The organism is Nonomuraea sp. NPDC049400 (assembly GCF_044466425.1).
In the GTDB taxonomy this organism is placed as follows: Bacteria; Actinomycetota; Actinomycetes; order Streptosporangiales; family Streptosporangiaceae; genus Nonomuraea.
Window position 1 is genome coordinate 187067 of record NZ_JBITMP010000008.1, and the last position, 24231, is coordinate 211297.

Sequence of the window (24231 nt, forward strand, 5' to 3'; positions counted from 1 at the left end):
TTCGGAAACGCCCGCGCGGGTGACACCCAGCGATCCTCATGCGTTCCCATGCCCCCGCGCTGCCGGCGCGGATACGGGTGCCGGGGAGGGCGGTGCGCTCTCGAGAGACGGTTGCCCAGAGAGTGCCGGGGTGGGTGGTGTGGCTGCCGGTTCGGCCGTCGGGCTGTGCGGGGGCGTGGTGGACACCGTGCCGCTCGGGGCAGCGGTCGCGGTGACCTGCGTGCTGGTCGGAGGCGGCGTGGGCGAGGAAGCCGGTGATCGAGAGCCAGAGGGTGCCGGCGTGGCCGGGCGGGGGCGCGGCTGCCGCAGGACGGGCTCGGTGCGCCGCTCCTTGGGGCCGTGCCGCCTGCTCGGCTCGGCCTTCTCGCCGGTCTTGACGTTCACCTGGTCGGCCACCGTCTGCCCGGCGAGGATCTGGTAGATCAGGATGCCACCGAAGCTGATCGTGAACACCAGAGCAGCCCCTGCGCCCAGGCGGAGCCACCCCAGTCGCCCGCGCGGCGGACGCGGCGGCGGGGCGGCCGGCGCGGTTCCGGGCCGGGTCCAGCGCTTCCGCCAGCCGGTCGTGGTGTGCTGCCTGACCTTGTTGCCGGTGCGGCGCAGGCAGTGGGCGTAGATGTCGGTGCCGACCGTGGTGGCCACGCTCATCACCGCCGCGCCGATCACCGTGCCCGCCACCCCGAGGTAGGAGGCCGCGGTCGCGGCGGTGAGCGCGGCAAGGGCGCCGCCGGCGACCTGCGCGACGCTCAACCGCCCGCGGCGCCGCTTCCCCCGCCTGCTTCGGGTGGTGATCGTGCTCCTGCTGCTGATCGGGATCTGTCGCCTGCCGGTCATGCCTCCGCTGGCCAGCCTTCCTCATGATCGGGCGCGAGTGCGCCCCTGGCGTGTTCGGTGCGACGGCGGCTCCCGGGCGCTGCTCCGACCAGCCACGTTGGCATATCCGGGCAAGGCCGTCAGCCGCGGCGCGCGGCGCCTGCCCTCCTCCTGATCAGGACGTTGCCATCTTTGGGACATCCCTCGCTCACCGCCCGCTTGCGGGGATGAGCCTCCAGAGCGCCGAACTCCCTCAACCGCACGACTCTCGCGACGGTCACGCAGACTTCTTCGGGAGAGCCGTACACGGGGATCCCCACTCAGGAGGGCGAGAGCCCATGGTCGACGTTTTCGCGAAATGCCGGGGGCTCCACGACTACCTCGGCCCGTCAGGCGACGAACGCGTGAAGGGAGCCGGGAGTCCCGGTGAACGGTATCCGTCGGGTATGTATCGCTCACATGTTCTACCCAAAGATGCAAACTGTTGGTAGCGGTGTAGTCACACATCGTGGATGGGAGGGGTTGGGGGTGGGCGGGGTGCAGGTCGTGCAGCACAGCCGCCGCTACCCGCATCGGTGCCGCTTCGCAACAGGGAGCGGTGCATGAGTAAGCTCACCGCGACCGCCCCTTGCACCGCCCATGCCGCGATCGTGGAAAAGACCGGCGAGGTCGTCCCTCAGCCGTTGCTGGCACAGCGGGTGGCGTGGCTGACCGGCCTGGCCCGCGACCTGACCGCCCGCCTGGTCGCGGCCCGGTGGACTGCGGCTGATCTGGACGCGCTGGCGTCCGGGGTGGGGCTGGACGGGCGGGCGTTGCCGTCCAAGGGATGGATGGCCATGCGCCGACTGGGCTGGGGCATGGCCCCGGAGCCGGGCGTGTACGTGTGCGATCGGGTGCTGCGGTGCACCCAGGAGCAGGCCGCTCGGATGTTGCGGCTGGCGTTGCATCGACGCCGTCTGGCGGCGGCGATCGTGGCGACCTGGTCAGCCAACCCGCGGGCGCGGACGAATAACGAGTGGGAGGCGCTGCGCGCGCTGCTGCCGGATGGAGTGAGTGCGGCGGAGATCCGTAACCGGACCCGGCAGATCCGCGCCTACCGGGATGAGCATGACGCGTTCCCGGCCGATCTGACCGACCTGGAGGAGCCTCCGAAGGTTGCGGCGCAGATCGTGCTGGCGGCGGCCGACCGGCAACTCATCACTCTGGAGCGCACCGGCCCCCGCGGCGCCCGCCTGCGGGTACGGCTTCCCCTGACCGAAGCTCCCGCCTCGCGCAGGGGCTGGGCCTGGCACGTGCTGCCGCTCACCCTGCCGCCGACCGTGCCGGCGGACGCGATGCTGTGCACGCCCACCCTGCGCGCGAAACACGGCCGGGTGCGGGTCGATCTGCCGTTTCAGACCCTGATCGAGGTCGCGCCCGCCACCGGCCATACGATCGGCTGTGGGTTCGACTGGGGTGTCAACACGCTCCTGACCGGCGTGACTGGACGCTTGACCGGCAGCCGGGTCATCTCCGACGGGCGGCCGCTGACCTACGACGCGGGCGGAGTCTCGGCCAAGCTGCACAGGTTGCGGGCCGAGCGGGAGCATCTGGCCGCCAAACACCGCCATCTGGAGAGGCTGCTAGTCCGGATCACGCCCACCGATCGCCGCTACGCGAAGCTGAGCACGGCCTATGAGGTCATCGGGGTCGAGCATGAGCGCGTGTGTGCGCGCATCCGCAACCTGAACAAGGCGCTGGCCTGGTCGGCGGCGCGCTGGGCGGTCGATCAGGCCGTAGCCACCAGGGCAACGGTGATCTATCTGGAGGACCTGGCTACCTTGGAAACGCGCGGGCGCCGGGGCAGCGCGAACGCGCGTCTGTCGGGCCAGGTGCGCGGGCAGGTCGTCGAGGCGATCCGGCACCTGGCGGCCAAGCACACCATCGCCGTGGTCACCGTCCCCGCCCGTGGCACCTCGAAATACTGTCCCCGCTGCGGGAACGGCACCTCGGTGCTAAAGCACTGCCCCGCGCCCGACCGGCTCACCGAGCAGGGCTGGACGTGGGCCAACTGCCCCGCCTGTGGCCTGTCCTGCGACCGGGACTGGGCGGCGGCCGAACGGATCGTCGCCCGCGGCCTGCTCGGCCAGCACGCCACCCGTACCCACCGCGCCACCGGCACCCGCACCATCCTGAAGGTTGTGGACGGCAACGTCGCCCGCGCCCGCCCGGCCCGCAAGCCCACCAGGGCGGCGCGGCGCGCCCGCCGCACCCGAACCGATCTGCGCCCTCGCCCGGCAGCGCGGGACAGGTCCAAGAACCGTGCCACCCCGAAACGACCGGCCCGCACCACGACGAACGTGAAGAATGCGGCGACCACGTCGATGACCTCCAGCCGTGTGCCCGACCGGCGCACGGTGCCCGCCCCACCGCCCACCCGCGGTGGACAGCGTCCGGCGGGCCATGCACCCCAGCCGGGACGGCACACACCGTCCCGGACAGGGCATGTCAGGAATTCTCACCACCGGACCGGCTTCCACCACGCCCAAGCCACCCCTGTACTCACACTCACCGAGCACCGGGTCAGCCCAAGCCAGGCCACACCCGTCCGAGTTCCCTGACTTCTTCAGGAAACTACAGAGAATTCAAGACGCTCTCATTCGGGTCAGCTGCGCCGCAGGGTCTTGACGCCTCGGGAACCAGCCAGCTCCAAGAGGGTCACAAGTCGCGGCGTGTTGCATAAGGCCCATGAGAACTCATATGCGCCGGGCGTTGGCCCTGGCTCTGCTGTCCGTCACCACCGTCATCACCATTGGGGCGGCGAGCGCACCTGCCCATGCCATGCCTCCCGGTGACGGCTGGTATCGCTGCTATGTCCCGGACTACGGCATGATGTGGTGCCTGGACGTCTAGCCCAGTCGAACCGCCGGTGGTCCCTGTGCCAGGGGCCACCGGCGCTGCGCCGGGCTCATACGGCGACGGGGAGGTCCGTGCGCCGGTGCAGGGCTTCCGCGGCGTTGATGAGCATGTTCGTCGCATGGCCGAGCAGGGGGTTGGGGTCGGTGGCGCGGCACACGGTGAAGACCCTGCGCACCTGGGAGGGGTCGCCGAGCCGGAACACGCACACGTCGCGCGACTCGATCATCGCCAGCTCCGGGACGATCGCCACCCCCAGCCCTTTGCGTACGAGCTCGAAGGGCAGGTTGTAGTCGTTGGTGCGGAACAGCACGTCGGGGTCGAAGCCGCTGGCCGCGCAGATGTGTGACAGATTGAGTGAGGCGTCCATCCCCTCGGTGTAGGAGATCCAACGTTCGGCGGACAGCTCGCCGAACTGGATGCGCTTCCTGCCGGCCAGCCGGTGACCGGTCGGCACGAGCACGTAGAGCGGCTCCTCCATGATCAACGTCATGGTCAGGTCCTTCGGCCGGCTGTGCGGCACCATGCCGTACTCGAAGACCACGGCCAGGTCGAGCTGCCCCTCGTTCACAGCGGGGATGGTCCTGTGCGGATCGCCCTCCTCGTAGCGGATGTCCACGTTGGGGCGGTCGCGGAGGAACTCGGCGAGTACGGCGGGCACCAGCCGGAATCCGGCGGACCAGAAGCTGCCGAGCCGCAATCTGCCCCGATGGGTCGTGGCGAAGGAACGCATCTCCTCCTCCGCCGCCTCGAGCTCGGCCAGCAACCTGGCGGCCTTGCGGGCCAGCTCGGCTCCCGCCGCGGTGGGCCGGATGCTGCGCGGCAGGCGCTCGAACAGCTGCACGCCCAGGGTCCGCTCCAGCGAGGAGACCTGCTGCGAGATGGCCGACGGGGTGAATCCGAGTCGCTTGGCGGCAGTCCTCAGCGAACCGGTGGCGACCACTTCACGGATGGCCTGCAACTGGACCGGAGTAAGCATCGACACAACTTAACAGTCCGGCGACTAGCATCACCAGACCGCGAACCATCATGAGGCGATGCGATCCCCGGCTGGCTGGTCAGATCGAGAAAGAGGATAAGCAGGACTGAACAGCATGTGCACCAATGCGCATGCTCGATCACCTTGTCGTATCTAAACGGACCCCCAATATTTGTGTTTACGGAACGTAGCACTAAGCCCGAGAGGGGGTGTCCTGCGCGATGCGGTTCACCCAAGCAGCCGCCGCATTCGGCCTGGCGGGACTCCTGTCCCTGACAGCTTGTTCTGGAGGCGACGCTTCCCAGGCGGCCGCCCCAGCGCAGCAGAAGAGTCAGGAACTCCACGACCTTCTGCCCGACAAGATCAAAAAGAGTGGCACGCTCAACGTCGCGGCGGGTCACAACTACCCACCACTGGTATTCCTCGACACCGACAACAAGACGGTCATCGGTCTGGAACCCGAGCTGATGAAGGCCGTCGGCCAGGTGCTCGGCGTCGAAGTGACGTTCAGCCAGGCGAGCTTCGACAGCCTCATCGCCGGCGTGCAGGCACGCCGCTACGACCTGGCCATCCAGGCGATGCTCGACAAGCCGGAACGCCGCGAGAAGGTCACCTTCGTCGACTACTTCAAGACCAGCAGCTCGCTCCTGGTCCAGGAGAAGGACGCTCAGGCGATCAAGTCGCTCGACGACCTCTGCGGGAAGACGGCGGCCGTCGAGCAGGGCACCGCCCAGGCCGACGACGCCGAGCAGCAGAAGAAGAAGTGCACGGATGCGGGCAAACCCGCGGTCCAGGTGCTGGTGTTCCCCGACACGGTCGGCTGTCTGCAGGCCGTCTCCACCGGCCGGGCCAACGCCTTCATCGGTGGCACGCCCACCATCACCTACCAGGCCGAGCAGTCCGGTGGCCGGATGAAGCAGGTGGGCGAGCCCTACCGCTTCCTCCCGTACGGGATCCTCGTCAACAAGGAGGACCAGAACCTGGCCAAGGCCGTGCAACAGGCGCTGCAGAAGCTGATGGACAACGGCTCCTACGCCAAGATCCTCACCAAGTGGAAGATGTCGTCGGGCGCCCTCGACAAAGCCGTGATCAACGGCGGCGAGTCGTGACCACGACCGGGCAGAGCGCACCCCCGGCTCCTCGGGAGCGGATCCAGGCCGTCCCGCTCCGCCATCCGGGGCGTTGGGTGAGCTCGGCCCTCCTCGGCTTCCTGGTGATCTTCCTGCTGCAGGGCTGGGTGGCCAACCCGCGCATGGAGTGGAAGGTGGTCGGCGAGTACCTCTTCTCCCCCGCGGTCCTGAGCGGGCTCGGCACCACGCTGCTGCTCACGCTGCTCGCCATGGTCGTCGGCGTCGCGGGCGGTGTCGTGCTCGCCGTTCTGCGGATGTCGCCCAACCCCCTGTTGTCGGCGCTGAGCGCGTTCTACATCTGGATCTTCCGCGGCGTGCCGCTGCTGGTGCAGCTGTTGTTCTGGTACTTCCTGTCCGCGGTGGTGCCGAAGATCGGGCTCGGTGTGCCCTGGGGGCCGACGTTCTTCGAGTTCGACACCAACCTGATCATCACCCAGCTCACCGCGGCGGTGCTGGGCCTCGGCCTGCACGAGGCGGCCTACATGGCCGAGATCGTGCGGGCCGGCATCACCTCCGTCGACCACGGCCAGACGGAGGCGGCCCACGCCCTGGGCCTGACCCGCTTCCAGACCCTGCGGAAGATCATCCTTCCCCAGGCCATGCGGGTGATCATCCCGCCGACGGGCAACCAGGCGGTCTCCATGCTCAAGACCACCTCCCTCGTCTTCGCCATCGCCGTGCCAGAGCTCCTGACCTCGATCCAGGGCATCTATTCCAGGAACTTCCAGCAGGTCCCCCTGCTCACAGTGGCGTGCTTCTGGTACCTCGTGGCCACGACGGTCCTGAACGCCGGGCAGCACTACATCGAACGCAGGTTCAGCACATGAAGACCCTCATCCGCGCGGAAGGCGTGCACAAGCGTTACGGCACGCTCGACGTCCTCAAAGGCATCGACCTGGAGGTCACGGAGGGAGAGGTGCTGGCTCTGATCGGCCCGTCGGGGTCCGGCAAGTCCACCTTCCTGCGCTGCATCAACCACCTCGAACGCATCGACGCCGGTCGCCTCTACTTCCGCGACCGCCTGATCGGCTACGAGGAGCGTGACGGGAAGGTCTACGAACTGCCGGACAAGGCGATCGCCGCCCAGCGGGTGGACATCGGGATGGTCTTCCAGCGCTTCAACCTCTTCCCGCACATGACGGCGCTCGAGAACGTCATGATGGCGCCGATCATGGTCAAGAAGGAGCCGAAGGCCGAGGCACGCGAGCGCGCCCACGCCCTGCTGGCCAGGGTGGGGTTGGCCGACAAGGCGCACAGCCGCCCCGACCAGCTCTCCGGCGGCCAGCAGCAGCGCGTCGCCATCGCCCGCGCCCTGGCGATGCGGCCCGGTCTCATGCTGTTCGACGAGCCGACCTCGGCCCTCGACCCCGAGCTCGTGGGCGAGGTCCTGGACGTCATGCGCGATCTGGTGCGCGCGGACGGCATGACGATGATCATCGTCACCCACGAGATGGGATTCGCCCGCGAGGTGTGCGACACCGTCGTCTTCATGGACGACGGGGTCGTCGTGGAATCCGGGCCCCCCGCCGCCGTGCTCGGCGAACCCCGGCACGAGCGCACCCGGGCATTCCTCAGCAAGGTTCTCTGACCCCCGAACGAAAGATATCCACGTGTCCCGCGTCATCGTTCTCGGCGCCGGAGTGCTCGGCGCCTCCGTCGCCTACCACCTGGCCGTCGCAGGGGCTCAGGTCGTCGTCATCGAAGCCGGCGGCCCCGCCGCGGGAACCTCCAGCGCGACGTTCTCCATGGACGTCACCCATCTGAAGACCCCGCGCACCTACTACGAGCTGAACCGCGCCGGCGCCGCCCTGCACGCCACGCTGGCCGAGGAGCTGGGGGGCACGTCTTGGCGGCACCCCATGCCCGCCATCCAGTGGGGTGACAGCGAGGAGAGCCAGCGGGGGCTCAGGGAGCGGGCCGTCCGCCTCAGGTCCTGGGGGCATCCCTGCCGCATCGCCGACCCGTCCGAGCTGCGCGAACTCGCCCCCGCCGTCGACCCCGCGGCCTGCACGGCGAGCGAGCTCGTGGTCCACGACCAGAGCGCGTGGTACGACGCCCCGCTCTTCGTTCAGCGCCTGCTCGACCGCGCCGCCACGCTCGGCGCCGACATCAGGTACGGCCTGCGGGCGCACGCGCTGATCCGCCGCGGCGACACCGTCACCGGCGTCGAGACCGGCACGCGGCGCTGGGAAGCCGACTGGGTGGTCAACTGCACCGGCCCGGACGCCGACCGCGTCGCGGCGCTCGCCGGCACCGCCCTTCCCATGAACCGGATCCCCGGGCTGGTGGGCGAGAGCACCCCCGTACCCGAGCTTCGGCTCGACGCCATCCTGGCCACGCCCGAGGTGGACCTGCGCCCCGCCCCCGGGGACCGGATCTGCTCCATCTCCTGGCCCGTCGACGCGCTGCTGCCCGCCCAGAGCGACGACGCCCTGGCAGAACGGTTGCACGCCGGCGGCCAGCGCGTCCTTCCCGCGCTGCGCACCGCCCGGCTGGCCGGCGTCCGACTCGGCGTCCGGCCCGTGCCGGCGGACGGCCTGCCGCTGGCGGGCACGCACCCCGGCGCTCCCGGCCTCTATCACCTGGTCACCCACAGCGGCGTCAACCTCGCCCCCGAACTCGGCCGCCTCGCGGCTCAGGAGATCGTCGACGGCGAGGGTCCCGACCTCGCCGAATACCGCGTCACCCGGGGCGTCGCGACCTCCGTGCAGGACGAGAGCCTGACCCTCATGACCACCCGCTGACCCCGCGGTCGTTCAGCTGGCGAGCGCACGGACCGCCTGCTCGTCCACGCCGATCCCCAGACCGGGGCCGGTGGGCACGTGGGCGACGCCGTCAGCGACGGTGATGACCGGATCCGTGGCGTAGGGGCTGGTGATGAACTGCCGGCCGTTGAGGTCGACCGGCGTGTCCACGCCGAACGCGGCGAACAGGTGGAGCGAGGCGGCCAGCCCGATGTCGGACTCGGTGAGGCCGGAGCCCATGATCTCCAGGCCGCTGTCCTCGGCGAGCTGGCACTGGCGCAGAGCCAGGGTCAGCCCGCCGCAGCGCTGCACCTTGGCGACGGCGACGTCGATGGCGTCGAGCCGGACGAACGTCGCCAGGTCGCTCGGATGGCGCAGGCTCTCGTCCACGGCCACCGGGATGGGGCTGGCGTCCCGCAGGCGGCGCAGGCCGGCGATGTCGTTGGACGGCAGCGGCTGCTCGAAGACGGCGACGTTCAGATCGGCCAGGCGCCTGGCCACCCGGAGCGCGGCGGCGGCCGTGTAGCCCTGGTTGGCGTCCACCCAGAGCACCGCGTCGGGGGCGGCGGCGCGCACGGCCGCCACGATGGCCACGTCCTCGTCCTCGGTGTGCAGGCCAACCTTGACCTTGACGTGGCGGTAGCCGTGCGCGCGGCCCTCGGCCACCGAGTCGGCGGCCTCGGCCGCCGACTTGCCGGCCACGATCCAGGCCAGCTCGATGGTGTCGCGCCTGCGCCGGCCCCACAGCTCGCCGAGGGGCAGGCCGAGGCTGCGGGCGTAGGCGTCGTGGCAGGCCACGTCGACCGCCGCGCGTGCCAGCGGCATGCCGATCGAGAAGCCCTTGCTGATGGTGCGGTCGAAGGCGCGGCAGAGCCCGTCGAGGTCCCACAGCGGGCGGCCGACGGCCGCCGGGACCAGGTAGTTCTCGATGGTGGAGACGATGGACTCAGTGGTCTCGTACGTCCATGACGGGATCGGGGTGGACTCGCCCCACCCGGTGGCGCCGTCGTCGGCCGTGACCTTCACCAGGACTCTGACGGCCGGACGGCCGCCTTGGACGACGGACCCGCCCGCGACGGCGAAGTCGCGCAGCGACGGCAGGGCAACGGTGAAGGTCTCGACGCGTGCTATCCGGTTCACGGGTTTCAGTACCATTCGGATTTGTCGACCAGATTGATCAGTTCCCGCCCGGCCACGAAGCGCCGCGCGTTCTCCAGCAGTACGGCGAAGCGCCGCTCCTCGGCATGCGGCCCCACGCCCGCCACGTGGGGGGTGATGAGCACGTCGGGACGCCGCCAGAGCGGGTGATCGGCGGGCAGCGGTTCGGTCTCGAAGACGTCCAGGGCCGCGCCGGCCAGGCGCCCTTCGGACAGGGCGGCGGCCAGGTCGTCGAGCCGGACGGTGGGGCCGCGGCCGATGTTGACGACGTACGCCCCGGGCTTGGCCAGCGCCAGCCTCCGCGCGTCCAGCAGGCCCTCGGTGGCGGGGGTGTGCGGGACGGTCAGGATGACCAGGTCCGCATCGGGAAGCAGCCGGTCGAGGGCGCCGGCCGGCAGCACCTCGGCGAAGCCCGGCACGGGGCCGCCGCGCCGGGCGTCCACGCCCACGATTCTGGTGCCGAACGCCGCCAGCAGCCTGCCGACCTCGGCCCCGACCGCGCCCACCCCCACCACCAGGGCGGTGGCCTCGCCCAGGGAGAGCACGGCGCCAGGGTCCCAGTCGGGCGCCCAGCGCGCGCGGGCCTGTTCGCGGGCGTACCTGGGCAGGCCCCTGGCCAGCGCGAGCACAAGTGCCAGCGCGTGCGCGGCCACGTGGTCGGTGTAGGTGTCACGCATGTTGGTGACCTGCACGGGGTGCGCGACCAGGGCCGGATGGTAGAAACCCGGAGGCGGCCCGGCCTGCGGGGCCTGCAGCCAGCGCAGCCGCCCGGCGTGCGCCAGCAGGTCCGCAGGCAGCGTGCCGTAGGCGGCGTCGGCCTCCGCCAGCGCGTGCGCCGCCTCCGCCTCGGTCTGCGGCTGGAGCACGACGAGCTCCGGCACCGCCTCCTCCAGCCGGGCCCGCCAGTCCGCGGTGGCCGGATCGTGCGGCGGCAGCAGCACCAGGGTGGTTCTGCTCATGCCCGCAGCGCCAGGCCGGACTCGGTGATCTCGTACAGCAGCGGCTCTCCCGCGACGTAGCGGGCGAGCTCCTCGGCCATCGCCTGCCCGTGGCGGCGCCGCTCGTGGCCCAGGCTGCCCGCCACGTGCGGGGTGACGACGATGTTGGGCATCGTGAACAGCGGCGACCCCGCCACGGGCGGTTCGGGGTCGGTGACGTCGAGGACGGCGAACAGGTCGGTGCGCCGGCCCAGCACGTCCACGAGCGCGGCCTCGTCGACGAGGCTGCCGCGCGCCGTGTTGATCAAGGTGGCGTCGGGCTTCATCGACTCCAGCAGCCCGGTCCCGACCATGCCGCGGGTCTCAGGAGTGAGCGGCGCGTGCAGGCTGACCACGTCGGAGGTGGCGAACAGCTCTTCCAGGCCGACGAGGCGCACCCCGAGCTGCTCCGCCTGCGCCGGGTCCGCGTACGGGTCGTGGGCCTGCACGTCGAGCTCGTGGTGGGCGAGCAGCCGTGCCGTGGCCCGGCCCGTGGCGCCGAGCGAGACCAGCCCGACCGTCGCGCCGTAGGCCCCGAGCTCCGGCCCGCGCGGGGCGGTGGCGGCGGCGGCGCGCGCGGCCAGCACGTAGCGCCAGCCGTGCTTGAGCGCGTACAGGATCTGCGAGAGCGCGAACTCGGCGACCGGGGTGGCGTTGGCGGTGGCCGCCGAGGTGACCCGCACTCCCCTGGCCCACATCTCCGGGGTGACCATCGGGCGGATGGAGCCCGCGCCGTACAGCACCAGCGAGAGTTTGGGCGCGGCGGCGAGGAAGTCGGCATCCAGCCTGGGCGCTCCCCACCCGGTCACCAGCACCTCGAGGCCGGCGAGCACGTCAGGGGTGAGCCGGTCGGCGGTGAGCGGGGGCGACGCGATGGCCAGGTGCCGCTCGATCGCCTCCCGGGCCTCGGGGCCGTAGACGTCGTCGAAGCGGTTCGGGTCCATCACGTACAGGCCGTTCAGCATTGCCTCTCCTTCAAGCGAGCCGCCGCTCGCACGCTGGCCAGGCGGGCGGGAGAGCCGAGCCCGGCGTGGTAGTAACGTAGCTGCCGCGCGCCCGCGGCGACGAGGTCGGCGGCCAGCGCCGGGATCCGGGCGTGGCCGTCCTCCAGCACGGTGAGATTGGCGACGAGGGGCACCTCGGTACGGCTCGCCGCGGCCTTCACCTGGGCCAGGGCCGCATCCTCCCGGCCCCAGCACTTGAGCACGTACGCGTCGACCGGCGCGTCGAAACGGGCCAGGTCGATCCCCACGTCGGGGCCGGTGACCTGCGGGTCGTCGGTGGCCATGAGCAGCAGCTCGCGGCCGCCGGCCGGTGCCGCCATGGCGCGGACCAGGTCGGCGATGACCTGGCCGCGGTGATCGTACAGGGCCTGGGCGCGGTCGGGGCCGAGCACGTCGCCCAGGCTCGTCCCCGCCGGGACGCCCTGCTGGAGCTCTCCGTCCACGGCGGCGCGCACGTCGCGCGCCAGCTCCTCGACGTCCAGGCCGCGCCCGGCCAGCCCGGCACGGCAGGCCGGGCAGAGGCAGAGGGACAGCAGCGCCCTGCCGCAGGCGGACAGATGGGCGCCGGAGGTCTTCTCGTGGTGGCCGGCGTGCTCCACGCCCAGCCAGCCGCACGCCTCCAGCATCAGCGCGGGCACGTCGTACTGCTCGCAGACCTCGCGCACGAGGGTGAGCGCGTAGTCGTGGACAGCGGGCTGGGCGGGGCAGAGCGCGTAGGGGTAGGACTCGCCGTAGGCGTTCCTGACCGTCAGGTCGGGCGCTTCGCGGCCCAGCACCGAGGAGTGCGTGAGCACCATCCATGCCTCGGCCCGCAGCCCGGCCCTCGCCAGCGCGGCCAGCGCCGTGCCGAACCTGTCCTCGTCGGGCACCCCCCAGCTCGGCGGGTACGGCCGAAGCCGCCCGCGCCAGCGGTCGGGGCGCAGCCGGAAGTAGGCCGCCGCGTGGTCGGCCTGCACGATGCGGTGGTGTGGATGCCACGGGGTGGTGGCACGGACCGAGTGGTAGGCGGCCTGCAGGGTCACCGTGCCCACGCCGAGATCGGCGATGCGCTCGGCCCCCGCGGGGTCGCCCACGATGTCCCAGGTGTAGGCGAACGCGCCGTGCCTCACCGTCGAGGGATCACCATCGGTGATCTTCAAGCGGAGTGTCACCCCTTTGTGGCGCCGGCCAGGCCGCGCGTGAAGTAGTTCTGGAAGAACAGGAAGATCATCAGCATCGGCAGGAACGAGATCGTCATCCCGGCGGCGAACCCGGTCCAGTCGGTGGCGTGCTCGCCCTGGAATGACAGCATCCCGACGGCGAGGTTCTGCAGGTCGGGCTGGCCGAGCGTGAACACCAGCGGGATGTTGAACTCGTTCCAGCTGCTGATGAACTGGAAGATGACCACCACCGCGATGACCGGCTTGGCCAGCGGGAGGATGAGGCGGAACGTCTTGAGGAAGCCGGCCCCGTCGAGCTTGGCCGCCTCGAACAGGTCGGCGGGGACGCTGGAGAAGAACCCGACGAACAGCAGGACGTAGAGCGCGCCGGCGCCGCCGGACATGGCCAGGATGACCCCTGCCCGCGTGTTCAGCAGGCCCAGGTTCTCGATCAGCACGAACTGCGGGACGATGATCGAGGCGACCGGGATGAACAGGGTCCCCACGATCATCCGGTAGAGCAGGGTGCGGCCGGGGAACTCGTACCTGGCCAGCACATAGCCGCACAGGGCCGCCTTGACCAGCTCGACGAGGGTCGAGGCGGCCGAGTAAAGCACCGTGTTGAAGAAGTATCCGGAGAATCCGGCGTTGACCCAGGCCCGTGCGAAGTTGTCGAAGTTCCACTGGTCGGGCATGAGGCTCGCGCCGCTGGTGAACATCCCCGCCTGGGTCTTGAACGCGGCCGAGATCGTCCACAGGAAGGGATAGACCCACACGAGCCCGATGACCAGCAGGATCGGCAGGGCGATGAGGTTGGCCCGCACGGCGTGGCTGCGCTTGACTGCCTGAGTGGTCGTCGCCATCAGACCCCGTATTCCTTCCTGCGCCGCTGGGCCCGGCGGACCGCGAGGCCCTGGGCGGAGACCAGGACGAAGGCGATGACGGAGAACAGCAGCGCTGCCGCCGAGGCGTAGCCGTAGGCGAACGGCACCGCGCCGAAGGCGTTCTGGTAGATGAAGTAGGACACCACGTAGGTGCTGGTGCCGGGCCCGCCCGCGGTGAGCGTGACGACCAGCCCGAAGATGTGCATGGCGTTCACGAGGCCGAGCAGGGTGATGATCACGGCCACCGGTTTGATCATCGGCAGCGTGATGCGGGTGAGCTTCTTCCACTCCCCCGCCCCGTCGATGGCGGCCGCCTCGTAGAGCTCCTCCGGCACGTTCTGCAGCGCCGCGATCCAGTAGATCATGTACTGGCCGAAGATCTGCCAGATGGACACGAACACGATGACGAGGAGCGCGCTCCACCGGTTGGCGAACACGTCGAACCCCTGGTCGACCAGGCCGAGGTCGCGCAGGATCGCATTCAGCGCGCCGTTGGACGGGTTGAGCAGGTAGGTGAAGATCAGCCCTGCCATGGCGACGGGGATGATCAGCGGCGCGAAGAACATGGTCCGGAAGAACCGCTTGCCGCGCAGCCACTTGCGGGTCAGCACGATCGCCGCCAGCAGCGAGATCGGGAGCTTGATGACGGTCGACAGCAGGGCGAAGACCAGCGTGTTGACCACCGAGACCCAGAACAGCGGGTCGGCCAGGATCGTGCCGTAGTTGTCGGCCCCGACGAAGTTCTCGATCGGGCCGATGCCCGACCAGTCGAAGAAGGAGTAGTAGATCGTCGCGATCAGCGGCCAGATCGTGAAGCCGAGGTAGAGCAGGAGGAAGGGGGCCAGGAAGACGAGCAGCCAGACCCTGTCAAGGCCGCGGACGCGCTCGCGGGAGTGATCGACGCGTTCGGGCACCCGTTCGGCGGGCGACCGGTCCCTGTCCGTCACCCTCTCCCTGCCTGTGGCGGGGGCGGGGGCGGTGGTTGCCATAGATGTCCTCACGAAGGGGAAGGGGAGGCCGCCGGCGCGCGACCGGCGGCCCCGGTCGGGTCAGCCCTTGTACATGTCCTTGGTGTAGTCCTTGGTGGTGTCCCAGTCGGGGAAGGTGTAGCAGTCCATCGACACCTTCAGGCCGCTCGCCGCCTCCTGTTTGAGCCCTTCCTCCAGGTCGGTCTGCCGCTGCTTGACGATGGCGGCGCCCACGGACGCCAGAGACTGGCCGCTGACCAGGGCCTGGCCCATGGCCTCCCACTCTCCGTCCGGGCGCTTCGTCAGCGCGTTGACGTACGCCTTGGACTTGGCGATGTCGGGGCACTTGAGCAGCGGCTCGGGCAACTGGACCCGGTAACCCGGCTTCGCGCCGATCTCCATGATCTGCTTGAGCACCGGGTGGGTGACCATCTTCTGGTTGTCGACGTAGGCCAGCGTGCCGAAGGCGTTCTTGTAGTACTGCTGGACGAAGTAGCCGTCGGGGTCGGTCATCCACTGGATGAACGTCCAGATGGCGTCGGGATGCTTGGTCTGCGAGCTGACCCAGTACTTGTTGCCGTCGTACGTGCGGCCGGCCGCGCCGGTCTGCCCCTCGTCCGGGTCGACGCGCGGCGCCACCACGTAGTTGTCGCTGCTGAAGCCCTGGCTGTCCCACACGCTCAGCATCCAGGTGCCGTCGAAGTAGATCCCGGCCTGCCCGGCGGCGAACTGCTGGCGGGAAAAGTTCTTGTCGTTGGTGCCCGGCGCCAGGTATCCAGCTTTCTTGAGCTCCTGGATGAAGGCGAAGGTCTTCAGCTGCCCGGGCTCGGTCAGGTCGAACTTGCCCGTCTTGAAGTCGAAGAAGTCGGTCGACGAGGTCGAGACGCTGCTGATCAGCCCGTACCAGAGCCGCTGCATGTCCTCGCCCTTGGTGGGCGCGGCGATGCACTCCGCCTTGGTCTTGGCCTTGATCTGCGCGCAGGCGTCCTTGAGGTCGGTCCAGGTCTTGGGCGGGTTGTTGACGTCCAGCCCGGCCTGCTGGAAGACCTGCTTGTTGAGGAACATGTAGCCGGAGCCCCAGTACAGGTTCTCCGAGAACGGGAAACCGTACGTCTTCCCGTCCTGCATGTTGATGCCTTCCAGGAAGGACCCGTCCGGCCAGCGCTTGGTGAAGTCGGCGGGGACGGTCCCGTCCGGGCTGAGCGGGCGGATCCACTTCTGGTCCAGCAGCTCGGACAGCCCCGCGGCGTTCCAGTAGAACATGTCCGGCGCCTGGTTGCTCTGGAAGGCCAGAGGCAGGGTCTTCATGTAGTCGGCCTGTGTGATCGAGCGCCACTCGATCTTGATGTTGGGATGTTCCTTGGTGAACTGGGCGCCGATGTCCTTGTGGAAGTTCACCTGTTCGGCGGAGAAGTCCCAGATCCGCAGCGTGGTCTGCGAGCCACCGCCGCTGCCGCCGCCGTTGCCCGATGTGCCGCACGCCGCCAGGAGCACTGTTGCCATGGCTGCGGTGATCATCGCGGTGGTGCCACGCCGATGAAATTTCATGGAGCCCTCCCAAAGGGGCCGGAGGTGCTCGGGCAGCTGGTAAGCGCTTGCCCGGGGGTGGGTCGAGAGTAACCCCGGCTCATAAGCCGATTCAAGGGTTGTGAGAAAGCGGTTTCAGATGGATGCTCGTCCATGATGCCTGTCAATTGGCACCTTGAACCGATCGCTACAAGCGCTTTCTGACTTCTGGAGTACATGTGCGCCTGCTCGCCTTCACCAAGCCCTTCGGCCTTCTCGACGCCCCCCGGCTGGCCGAGACCCTGGCCTCGGTAGGCGCCGAGGGGGCCGATCTGCTCGTGCGCGACGGGCAGACGGTCAGCCCCGCCGACCCCGGTGGCATCGCCGTCGTCGCCGCCGAGCTCGAGCACCGCGGGCTCACTCTCGACATCGTCACCACCGACCTGCTCGACGCCGGCGCGGACGCCGAACGGATCATCGCCGCCTGCGGCGAGCGCGGCGTCCCCCTCGTGCGGGCGGGCTTCTACCGCTACGACCCCGCCGTCGGATACCGGCGCCGGTTGGCGGAGTCCAGAGCCGCGCTGTCCCGCCTGGCCGGCCTCGCCGCCCGCCACGGCGTACAGCTGGCCCTCCAGCTGCATCACGGTACGATCCATCCGTCCGCCTCGCTCGCCCTCGCACTCGCGGGCGACCTGGACGACGTGCGCTTCTACGCCGACCCCGGCAACCAGGCCAAGGAGGGCAGCGAGGCATGGGCTCTCAACGTGGACCTGCTGGGCGATCGGATGGCCTGCATGGGTGTGAAGAACGCCGTCTGGCGATCCACCGCGGACGGCTGGGTGTGCGAGTGGCAACCGTTCGCGGACGGAGGCGTGGTCCGCTGGCCGGAGATCATCTCTGGGCTGGGCGAACGCGGCTACACCGGAGCGCTGTCGCTGCACGTCCACTACCCGGCGGCCGACCCGGCGGCGGCCGTACGGAAGGATCTTGATCATCTGCGCGGGCTGCTCGGCTGACGGGCGCTCCACGGGGGTAGGAGGAGCAGGTGCGTAATGTGCGGCAGGGCCGCGCGCCACGGGTGACGATCAGCGACGTCGGGGCGGCGGCAGGGGTGTCGGCCTCGACGGTCTCCCGCGTGCTCAACGGCACGGCCAAGGTCGACCCCTCGCTGGCGGCGCGCGTCCACGACGCGGTCAGGCAGCTGGGCTACCGGCCCAACGCCGCGGCGCAGGGGCTCGCCCGCGGGGAGTGGGGCACCATCGGCGTGCTGGTCCCCAATCTGGCCAACCCCTACTTCCCCGACGTGCTCAAGGCAGTCTCGGCCGTCGCCCACTCCCACGGGCGCCGCGTCATGGTCATGGAGTCGGACGACGACCCCTCGATCGAGCACGGCCTGGTCGAGGACCTGATGCGCAGCTGCGACGGGGTGCTGCTCTGCTCCTCCCGCATGGAGCGCGCCGACCTCGTGGTCCTGACCGCCCGGGACCACCCGCTCGTCCTGCTCAACCGGATAGTCCCCGGCATCGCCGCGCCTGCCGTCTCCGCCGACTTCTTCGGCGGGATGATGCTCATCTGCGGCCACCTGGCACAGCTGGGCCACCGCCGGGTCGCCTACCTGAGCGGGCCCGAGGTGTCCTGGGCCAACTCCGAGCGGATCAGGGCGCTGGAGGCGGCCAAGGCGTTCGGCATCTCCGTCACGATCCTGCCGTGCGGGTCCACCAGCCGCTCCGGGTACGAGGCCGCCGACGCGGTGGCCGGCACCGGCGCCACCGCGCTCACCACCTACAACGACCTGGTGGCCCTGGGGGCGGTGACCCGGATGCGCGAGCTCGGGGTGCGCGTTCCCGAGCATCTTTCGGTGGTCGGGTTCGACGACATCGCGCTGGACCACGTCGCGCACACGAGCCTGACCACGGTGTCGGTGCCCCGCGGGCAGCTCGGCAGGCAGGCGGCCGAGATGCTGGAGGCCGTCATGACCGAGGGGCACGACGGGGAGCCGGTGAGCCTGCCGATGGAGCTGCACGTCCGCGACAGCACCGCACCGCCCCGGGCGGCTGTTGACAAGTGAGGGCGGCGGCGGGAACCCTGTCCTGAAAGCGCTTTCCCAGTGGAGGAGAGAACCCGTGCACACCGACGACCGCGCAGGGCGGCCTGGCAGCGACCGAGACGACCTGCAGGCCCAGGTATTGGACCTCGTAGCGCCACTGATCACCAGGTTCGGTCCGGGCGGGGGGCGGCTGCGGCTGGGGTTCAGCGCGGCGCACTACGACCAGGCGGCCGCCGAGCTGGAAGCGTTTGCACGCCCGCTTTGGGGGCTGGCGCCGCTGGCGGCCGGCGGCGGGACGTTCGATCACTGGGAGCTCTGGCGCGCCGGGCTCGCCGCCGGGACCGACCCCGAGCACCCCGACTACTGGGGCGCCGTCTTCGACAGGAACCAGCGGCTGGTCGAGACCGCCGCCATCGGCCTGGCGCTCGCCCTGGCCCCCGAGCAGGTCTGGGACCCGCTGACCGGCAGGCAGCGCGACACGGTGGCCGCCTGGCTGCGGCACGCGGTCACCGTGGAGCCGAACAACAACAACTGGCTGTTCTTCCCGGTCATGGTGGGGCTCGGGCTCGACCGCGTCGGGGTCTCCCACGACCACGACGCCAACACGGCCAGGCTCGACCGGCTGGAGGAGTTCGACCTCGGGCGCGGGTGGTACACCGACGGGCCCAAGTGGCAGCGCGACTACTACATCCCGTTCGCCATGCACTACTACGGCCTCATCCACGCCTCGCTCGGCGACGACCCGGCCAGGGCCGAGCGCTTCCGCGAGCGGGCCGCGGCGTTCGCCCAGGACTTCCAGCACTGGTTCACCAGCGAGGGGGTCGCCGTCCCGTTCGGCAGGAGCCTCACCTACCGCTTCGCGCAGTCGGCGTTCTGGGGTGCACTGGCCTTCGCCGGGGTCGAGGCGCTGCCCTGGGAGGTGACCAAGGGGCATCTGCTGCGAAACCTGCGCTGGTGGGCCCGCCGGCCCATCCGCGACACCTCCGGGCTGCTCACCATCGGCTACGGCTACCCCCAGCCGCACATGGCCGAGCAGTACAACGCGCCCGGCTCGCCGTACTGGGCCATGAAGGCGTTCCTGCCGCTCGCCCTGCCCGCCGAGCACCCGTTCTGGGCCGCCAAGGAGGCCGAGGCTCCCCCGCTGCCCGAGGTCAGCACCCAGCCGGAGGCGGGCGTGGCGCTGCTGCGCTGCGAGGAGGGGCGGCACGTGGTGCTGCTGAGCGCGGGGCAGCACGCCCCGTGGGCGCGTCATGGCGCGGCCAAGTACGCCAAGTTCGCCTACTCCACGCGTTTCGGCTTCAGCGTGCCCGCCGGGACGCTGGGGCTCGAACAGGGCGCCTTCGACAGCACGCTGGCGCTCAGCGAGGACGGCGAGCACTGGCGGCCGTGCGAGCTGCCGTACGACGCCTCCGCCTCCGACGGCGTGCTGCACGCGCGCTGGACGCCCTGGGACGACGTGGAGATCGAGACCTGGCTGGTGGCGCTGCCCCCGTGGCACGTGCGGGTGCACCGGATCAGGACCGGGCGGGCCCTGCGCACGGCCGAGGGCGCCTTCGCGGTCGACCGGGACCTGCCGCCCACCCGGGTCGACACCGGTCCCGCCCGGGCCAGGCTCGACTCGCCGCACGGCCTGTGCGTGATCGAGGACCTGTCAGGACGGCGGGAGGGAGCCCTCGTCACGCCCCTGCCCGGCACCAACGTGCTCGCCCCGCGCACCACGATCCCCACGCTGATGGGCGACCTGGCGCCCGGCGAGCACCTGCTGGCCTGCGCGGTCATCGGCCTGGAGGCCGCGGGCGAGGACGGATGGCCCGAGCCTCCCGCGTGGGAGTCCATCGAGCCCATGCTCGTCCCACCGGTGTGACGCCTCCGCGGCGGTCACCAGTTCGCCGTGCGCTTGGCGATCTCCTCGCGCATGAAGACGCTCGACTCGCGGGCGCGTTCCTCCCAGGCGAAGACACAGACCGTCATGATCGCGTCCGTGGTGCGGGCGATCTCGGCTAATTGATTCCGGCGATGAAGATTCCGTTATTCCCGTGAGGGTCCGTCAGCCGTTCCGCGGGAAGCCGAGGTTGAGCCCGCCGTGGCTGGGGTCGAGCCAGCGGGAGGTGACGACCTTGCCGGGGGTGAAGAAGTACACGCCCTCCGTGGCCGCCGCGCTCGACCTGCCCGCCGACGCCGAGCTGCTCTCGATCGTCCGGCTCCGCTTCGCCGACGGGCAGCCTCTGGCCCTCATGCGCAACTGGCTCCCCCCGGCGTACCACGGCATCACCCTCAAGGACCTGGAGGCGTCGGGGCTCTATGCCGTGCTGCGGAGCCGTGGCACGCGCCCCGTCGTCGCCGCCCAGTCCATCGGCGCCCGCCCACCGACCGCCTCGGAACGTCGCCACCTCCGGCTGCGGCCCGCCGAACCCGTCCTCACGATGACCCGCACGGCCTTCGACTCCGCGGGCCGGGCGGTGGAGCACGGGGACCACTGCTATCGCGCCCAGGACTACACCATCGAGGTTCTGGTCGACCAGCGCTGACCGATCACGTGCAGGCTTCAGGGAAGCTTCCCAGCTCGCTGCGCCAACTGTCGGCCAGCGTGCCGATGTCCACGGCGTCGTAGCCGAGAGCGTCCAGCAGCGCGACCGCCTCGGCTTTGGCGGCCGGGTCGTCACCGGCGATGGGCAGCGTGCTGCGGTCGGGCGCGCCCGCGGGCCGGGCGCTGGTGAGCAGGCGGTGGAAGTCGATGTTGTTGAACGCCTTGACCACCCGCGAGCCGGCCAGGTGCCGCTGGACCAGGGCGCTGGAGGTCAGCTCGTCCGCGTCCAGCTCGGCGATGCGGCCGTCGCGCTCGGGGTAGTAGTTCATCGTGTCGATCACGGTCTTGCCCGCCAGGGCGGCGGCCGGCAGCCGATCGTAGGCGTGCAGCGGAACGGTCGCCACCACCAGATCGCCCGACTCCGCGGCCTCGGCAGGTGTGGCCGCGCGGGCTTGCCCGCCGAGCTCGGTCAGGAGGCCGGCGAGGGAGTCGGGGCCGCGGGAGTTACTCAGGACGACGTCGAGGCCGGCAGCGACCGCGAGGCGGGCCAGCGCGCCGCCGATCATGCCGGCGCCGATGAGTCCGAGGGTCTTCGTCATGATGTCAGTCCTCCAGGCTGTTGTCCTACATCTGCAAGTTAGCGTACATCTGTAAGAATGCTGACAGATGTGTTGAAACCTGTAGGGTGGCAGACATGGTCACGGCCAGAGACAGCAACGCCCCGAAGGTCGACCGGCGCGTGCGGCGCACCCAGGCGGCCCTGCAACGCACCCTGATCCGGCTCGTCGAGGAGCAGGATCTGTCCCAGATCACCATCGCCGACGTCGCCGAACACGCGGAGGTGAGCCGGTCCGCCTTCTACGGCCACTACCGCGACGTGCACGAGCTGGCGGAGGCCGCCTGCACCGCCATGATCGACGACCTGATCGAGTCCCTGCCCGCCCTCGGCCCGGCGTGCCACGACCAGGACCCGACCCGGTCGCTGCAGGCCTTCTTCGCCAACCTCGCCGAGCACGCCGGCCTCTACCGCAGCCTGCTGGGGCCGCAGGGCAGCGCCCGCGTCATCGACCACGTACGCCGCCGCATCACCGAGGCCGTGCACGCCGCCGCCTGCCCGACCACGGCCGCCGAACGCGCCAGCGACGACGGCGGCAACGGAAACGGCGGCCACGCCGATGAGCCCGCCGCCTCGGCGAGCGGCCTGCCACTGGACGTGCCGGCCGCCTTCACCGCCGGCGCGCTCATCGGCGTGGCCGCCGACTGGCTCGGGCGCGGATGCCCGCGCACGCCCGCCGAGATGGCCGCCTCGACATGGCCGCTCCTCGCGGCCCTCCACCGCGTCGATGACGGCACGCCGACCAGCCGGCAGCTGCCCTGAGCCGAGCGCCTCGAAGCACTCGGCCGGCTCTTGACGGTCACTCTGTTTGCGTTAACACCCGTGCACATCCCCACGCGGGCACCGGCTGGTGGCTGTGGGGCGACTCCTTCAGCCCGGTCAACAACGACTACTACGCCTGGTCCACCTCCAACGTCGGCGGCAACGCCTGGACGGCGCTCAACCAGCGCACCTACACGCCCCCGCTCAACGCCAAACACGGCTCGATCGCCGGCATCAGCGCCGCCGAGTACAACGGCCTGGTCTCCCGGTGGGGCGTGCCGAACTGGGTGCGGCTGAAGTCCTCCAACTTCCCCGACCGGTTCGTCCGGCACGCCGACCACCTCGGCCGCGTGGACGCCTATCCCTTCGACCCGTACCAGGACCAGCTGTGGCGGATGGCGCCCGGCCTGGCCGACTCCGCCGGGGTGTCGTTCCAGTCCGTGAACTTCCCCGACCGCTACCTGCGGCACAGCGACTACGCGATCAGGCTCGACGTCAACGACAACACCACCACGTTCCGCGCCGACGCGACGTTCTACCGGGTCGCGGGGCTGGCGGACTCGGCGTGGTCGTCGTTCCGGTCGTACAACTTCCCCGACCGCTATCTACGGCACGCCGGCTTCGCGCTCCGCATCGATCCGCTGAGCTCGAGTTCGAGCGCCGGCGACCGGCAGGACGCGACGTTCCGCGTCACCAGCTGATCAGCAGGGGGTCTCGTTGAACACCGGGTACGACCCGCGCTCGCCCACCCACCACTCGTCGCCGACGCAGTTCTCGTACTTGATCCCTGTCAGCGTGGTGCGGTCGGAGTCGGTGTAGTAGTACGTTTCGCAGTGGTAGTCGATCCTGCAGGCGCGGGCTTGCGCGGGCGAGCTGATCGCGGCCAGGGTGCCGAGGGCGAGCAGGACGGCTAACGATGCGCGACGAATCATGGAGATCCTTCCTGAGGTGAGGAAGCGCTACTGCCCTCGATGATCGATCGCCGAAGCGAACAGATCAATAAGGTCAATACCGGTACTCAAAGGGTCAAAACGAGTGTCAGATGCGAGCTCAGGACAGCAGACCGCGTTCGAACGCCTTCGGGCTCTCGGACGAGCTCTAACGCCTGTGACGTGACCCCCGTTACCATGCCGACCCGGCCCGTTGAGGCGGTCAGGGGGGCGCGGGGGTGGTACGGCCGCCTGTGACGCGAAGCAGGTCGAGCTTGCCCGCGTCGCTGCTTCCGGCCGCCGCCGTGTAGGTGACCATGCGCAGGTCCTCCCCCGGGACGATGAGGACGTCGCAGTCGAGCAGGATGTCGCCGACCTCTGGATGCCGGACCGTCTTGCGGTCTGTGGTGTGCTGGGTGGCGACGGTCTCGGTGGCCCAGCGATGCGCGAAGGCGTCGGATACTTCTCGCAGGTCGTGCACGAGACGATCGAGCCGGGTGTCTGCGGGATAGCGGGACCTGGCGTCTTTGAGGTCGGCGACGATCGATGCGGCGAAGGCGTCCTGCCCGCGCTCGGACCGGATGGGAAGCAACGAGGCGTGAGCGGCGCCGTCGCCGAACAGCGCGCGTGCGAGGTTCCGCTCGGCGGCCGGGACCGCGGAGGGATCGCCGAACAGGACGCTCCACATGGTGTTCCACCACACGATGGTCCAATCGGCGGCGAACACCCCGATCGGGACGTCGCCGAGGCGCGCGGCGAGCCGTTGGACGCCGGGGGGCACATGTGTGCTGATCGTTCCATCCTGTGGCGGCAGGAGCCCGGCGCTCCGGTACAGCTGGTCGCGCTCTGCCCGAGAGAGTTGCAGGGCTCGGGCCAGGGCGCCGACGACCTGGGCCGAGGGGTTCTTCGCGCGTCCCTGCTCCAGGCGCAGGACGTAGTCGACCGACAGCCCGGCCAGTTGCGCGAGCTCCTCGCGGCGCAGTCCAGGGGCACGACGGCCGGGCGCGTCGGGGAAGCCGGCGTCGGCCGGCGAGAGACGGTCGCGCCAGGCGTGCAGGAGTGCGCCGAAGCCGGAGCGGGAGGTGGCCATGGACTCATTCTCACCGCAGGACGCCGCAACGAGCCTGGGTACTGCCGGTCCTAGGTACAGGCA

General features: G+C 70.3%; 24 protein-coding genes. 12 read left to right on the plus strand and 12 right to left on the minus strand.

Translation table 11 applies throughout. From position 1 onward, the window contains the following. Nucleotides 1-36: 36 nt before the first annotated feature. On the minus strand, nucleotides 37-834 hold the full coding sequence (locus ACIBVN_RS14545; RefSeq protein ID WP_397136320.1) for a hypothetical protein: 798 nt from the start codon (nucleotides 832-834) through the stop codon (nucleotides 37-39). Nucleotides 835-1415: 581 nt separating this feature from the next. Between ACIBVN_RS14545 and ACIBVN_RS14550 the strand changes: the two genes are divergently transcribed. After that, on the plus strand, nucleotides 1416-3413 hold the full coding sequence (locus tag ACIBVN_RS14550; RefSeq protein WP_397136322.1) for a zinc ribbon domain-containing protein: 1998 nt from the start codon (nucleotides 1416-1418) through the stop codon (nucleotides 3411-3413). A 127-nt stretch (nucleotides 3414-3540) separates the two neighbouring features. Continuing rightward, entirely contained in the window at nucleotides 3541-3705 is a 165-nt protein-coding gene (locus ACIBVN_RS14555) for a hypothetical protein (protein ID WP_397136324.1), read from the plus strand. Nucleotides 3706-3760: 55 nt separating this feature from the next. On the opposite strand, the gene ACIBVN_RS14560 is transcribed toward ACIBVN_RS14555, so the two are convergent. Further along, a complete protein-coding gene (locus ACIBVN_RS14560; RefSeq protein ID WP_397136326.1) occupies nucleotides 3761-4687 on the minus strand; it encodes a LysR family transcriptional regulator in 927 nt (308 codons plus the stop codon). 221 nt (nucleotides 4688-4908) lie between these two features. Here ACIBVN_RS14560 and ACIBVN_RS14565 point away from each other — a divergent pair, with 221 nt between their 5' ends. The 4 genes from ACIBVN_RS14565 to ACIBVN_RS14580 are packed head-to-tail and all read left to right on the plus strand — an operon-like array spanning nucleotide 4909 to nucleotide 8561. Further along, the gene (locus ACIBVN_RS14565) at nucleotides 4909-5796 is read left to right on the plus strand and encodes an ABC transporter substrate-binding protein (protein ID WP_397136328.1); all 888 of its coding nucleotides are present in this window, start codon (nucleotides 4909-4911) and stop codon (nucleotides 5794-5796) included. Continuing rightward, complete coding sequence (locus ACIBVN_RS14570; protein WP_397136330.1) at nucleotides 5793-6644, plus strand: amino acid ABC transporter permease; 852 nt, start codon at nucleotides 5793-5795, stop codon at nucleotides 6642-6644. Before ACIBVN_RS14565 ends, ACIBVN_RS14570 begins: the two co-directional genes overlap by 4 nt. Beyond that, a complete protein-coding gene (locus ACIBVN_RS14575) occupies nucleotides 6641-7405 on the plus strand; it encodes an amino acid ABC transporter ATP-binding protein (RefSeq protein ID WP_397136332.1) in 765 nt (254 codons plus the stop codon). Before ACIBVN_RS14570 ends, ACIBVN_RS14575 begins: the two co-directional genes overlap by 4 nt. Nucleotides 7406-7427: 22 nt before the next feature. Next, nucleotides 7428-8561, plus strand: coding sequence for an NAD(P)/FAD-dependent oxidoreductase (locus tag ACIBVN_RS14580; RefSeq protein WP_397136334.1), 1134 nt, complete (start codon nucleotides 7428-7430; stop codon nucleotides 8559-8561). Nucleotides 8562-8573: 12 nt separating this feature from the next. Here the strand turns inward: ACIBVN_RS14580 and ACIBVN_RS14585 are convergent, their stop codons facing one another. From ACIBVN_RS14585 to ACIBVN_RS14615, 7 genes are read right to left on the minus strand one after another with little or no spacing between them, the layout of a single operon-like run. After that, the gene (locus ACIBVN_RS14585) at nucleotides 8574-9701 is read right to left on the minus strand and encodes a mandelate racemase/muconate lactonizing enzyme family protein (RefSeq protein WP_397136336.1); all 1128 of its coding nucleotides are present in this window, start codon (nucleotides 9699-9701) and stop codon (nucleotides 8574-8576) included. A gap of 5 nt (nucleotides 9702-9706) precedes the next feature. Continuing rightward, entirely contained in the window at nucleotides 9707-10678 is a 972-nt protein-coding gene (locus ACIBVN_RS14590) for a D-2-hydroxyacid dehydrogenase (protein WP_397136338.1), read from the minus strand. Continuing rightward, nucleotides 10675-11661, minus strand: a complete 987-nt coding sequence (locus ACIBVN_RS14595) for a hydroxyacid dehydrogenase (RefSeq protein WP_397136340.1) — start codon at nucleotides 11659-11661, stop codon at nucleotides 10675-10677. Before ACIBVN_RS14595 ends, ACIBVN_RS14590 begins: the two co-directional genes overlap by 4 nt. Next, nucleotides 11655-12839, minus strand: coding sequence for a hypothetical protein (locus ACIBVN_RS14600; protein WP_397136342.1), 1185 nt, complete (start codon nucleotides 12837-12839; stop codon nucleotides 11655-11657). The genes ACIBVN_RS14595 and ACIBVN_RS14600 overlap by 7 nt, the downstream gene beginning before the upstream one ends. Before the next feature lie 8 nt (nucleotides 12840-12847). After that, the gene (locus ACIBVN_RS14605; protein ID WP_397136344.1) at nucleotides 12848-13702 is read right to left on the minus strand and encodes a carbohydrate ABC transporter permease; all 855 of its coding nucleotides are present in this window, start codon (nucleotides 13700-13702) and stop codon (nucleotides 12848-12850) included. Further along, complete coding sequence (locus ACIBVN_RS14610) at nucleotides 13702-14712, minus strand: carbohydrate ABC transporter permease (RefSeq protein WP_397136346.1); 1011 nt, start codon at nucleotides 14710-14712, stop codon at nucleotides 13702-13704. Before ACIBVN_RS14610 ends, ACIBVN_RS14605 begins: the two co-directional genes overlap by 1 nt. 60 nt (nucleotides 14713-14772) lie before the next feature. Further along, a complete protein-coding gene (locus ACIBVN_RS14615) occupies nucleotides 14773-16239 on the minus strand; it encodes an ABC transporter substrate-binding protein (RefSeq protein ID WP_397136348.1) in 1467 nt (488 codons plus the stop codon). A 197-nt stretch (nucleotides 16240-16436) separates the two neighbouring features. Between ACIBVN_RS14615 and ACIBVN_RS14620 the strand changes: the two genes are divergently transcribed. The 4 genes from ACIBVN_RS14620 (at nucleotide 16437) to ACIBVN_RS14635 (ending at nucleotide 20772) form a co-directional block, all read left to right on the plus strand. Next, nucleotides 16437-17213: a sugar phosphate isomerase/epimerase family protein gene (locus tag ACIBVN_RS14620; protein WP_397136350.1), complete on the plus strand. Its 777-nt coding sequence runs from the start codon at nucleotides 16437-16439 to the stop codon at nucleotides 17211-17213. Between the two features lie 29 nt (nucleotides 17214-17242). Continuing rightward, a complete protein-coding gene (locus ACIBVN_RS14625; RefSeq protein ID WP_397136352.1) occupies nucleotides 17243-18265 on the plus strand; it encodes a LacI family DNA-binding transcriptional regulator in 1023 nt (340 codons plus the stop codon). 55 nt (nucleotides 18266-18320) lie between these two features. After that, nucleotides 18321-20108, plus strand: a complete 1788-nt coding sequence (locus ACIBVN_RS14630) for a DUF2264 domain-containing protein (protein WP_397136354.1) — start codon at nucleotides 18321-18323, stop codon at nucleotides 20106-20108. 262 nt (nucleotides 20109-20370) lie between these two features. After that, complete coding sequence (locus tag ACIBVN_RS14635) at nucleotides 20371-20772, plus strand: GntR family transcriptional regulator (protein ID WP_397136356.1); 402 nt, start codon at nucleotides 20371-20373, stop codon at nucleotides 20770-20772. Nucleotides 20773-20776: 4 nt separating this feature from the next. Here the strand turns inward: ACIBVN_RS14635 and ACIBVN_RS14640 are convergent, their stop codons facing one another. Then, entirely contained in the window at nucleotides 20777-21370 is a 594-nt protein-coding gene (locus ACIBVN_RS14640; protein ID WP_397136358.1) for an NADPH-dependent F420 reductase, read from the minus strand. Nucleotides 21371-21465: 95 nt separating this feature from the next. Between ACIBVN_RS14640 and ACIBVN_RS14645 the strand changes: the two genes are divergently transcribed. After that, nucleotides 21466-22149 carry a TetR/AcrR family transcriptional regulator gene (locus ACIBVN_RS14645; protein WP_397136360.1) on the plus strand — a complete coding sequence of 228 codons (684 nt, stop codon included), beginning with the start codon at nucleotides 21466-21468 and terminating at the stop codon, nucleotides 22147-22149. A 275-nt stretch (nucleotides 22150-22424) separates the two neighbouring features. Next, complete coding sequence (locus ACIBVN_RS14650) at nucleotides 22425-22850, plus strand: AbfB domain-containing protein (RefSeq protein WP_397136362.1); 426 nt, start codon at nucleotides 22425-22427, stop codon at nucleotides 22848-22850. Here ACIBVN_RS14650 and ACIBVN_RS14655 read toward each other — a convergent pair whose 3' ends face one another. Then, entirely contained in the window at nucleotides 22851-23081 is a 231-nt protein-coding gene (locus ACIBVN_RS14655; protein ID WP_397136364.1) for a hypothetical protein, read from the minus strand. Nucleotides 23082-23301: 220 nt separating this feature from the next. Next, nucleotides 23302-24168, minus strand: a complete 867-nt coding sequence (locus tag ACIBVN_RS14660; protein ID WP_397136366.1) for a helix-turn-helix transcriptional regulator — start codon at nucleotides 24166-24168, stop codon at nucleotides 23302-23304. Between the last annotated feature and the right edge of the window lie 63 nt (nucleotides 24169-24231).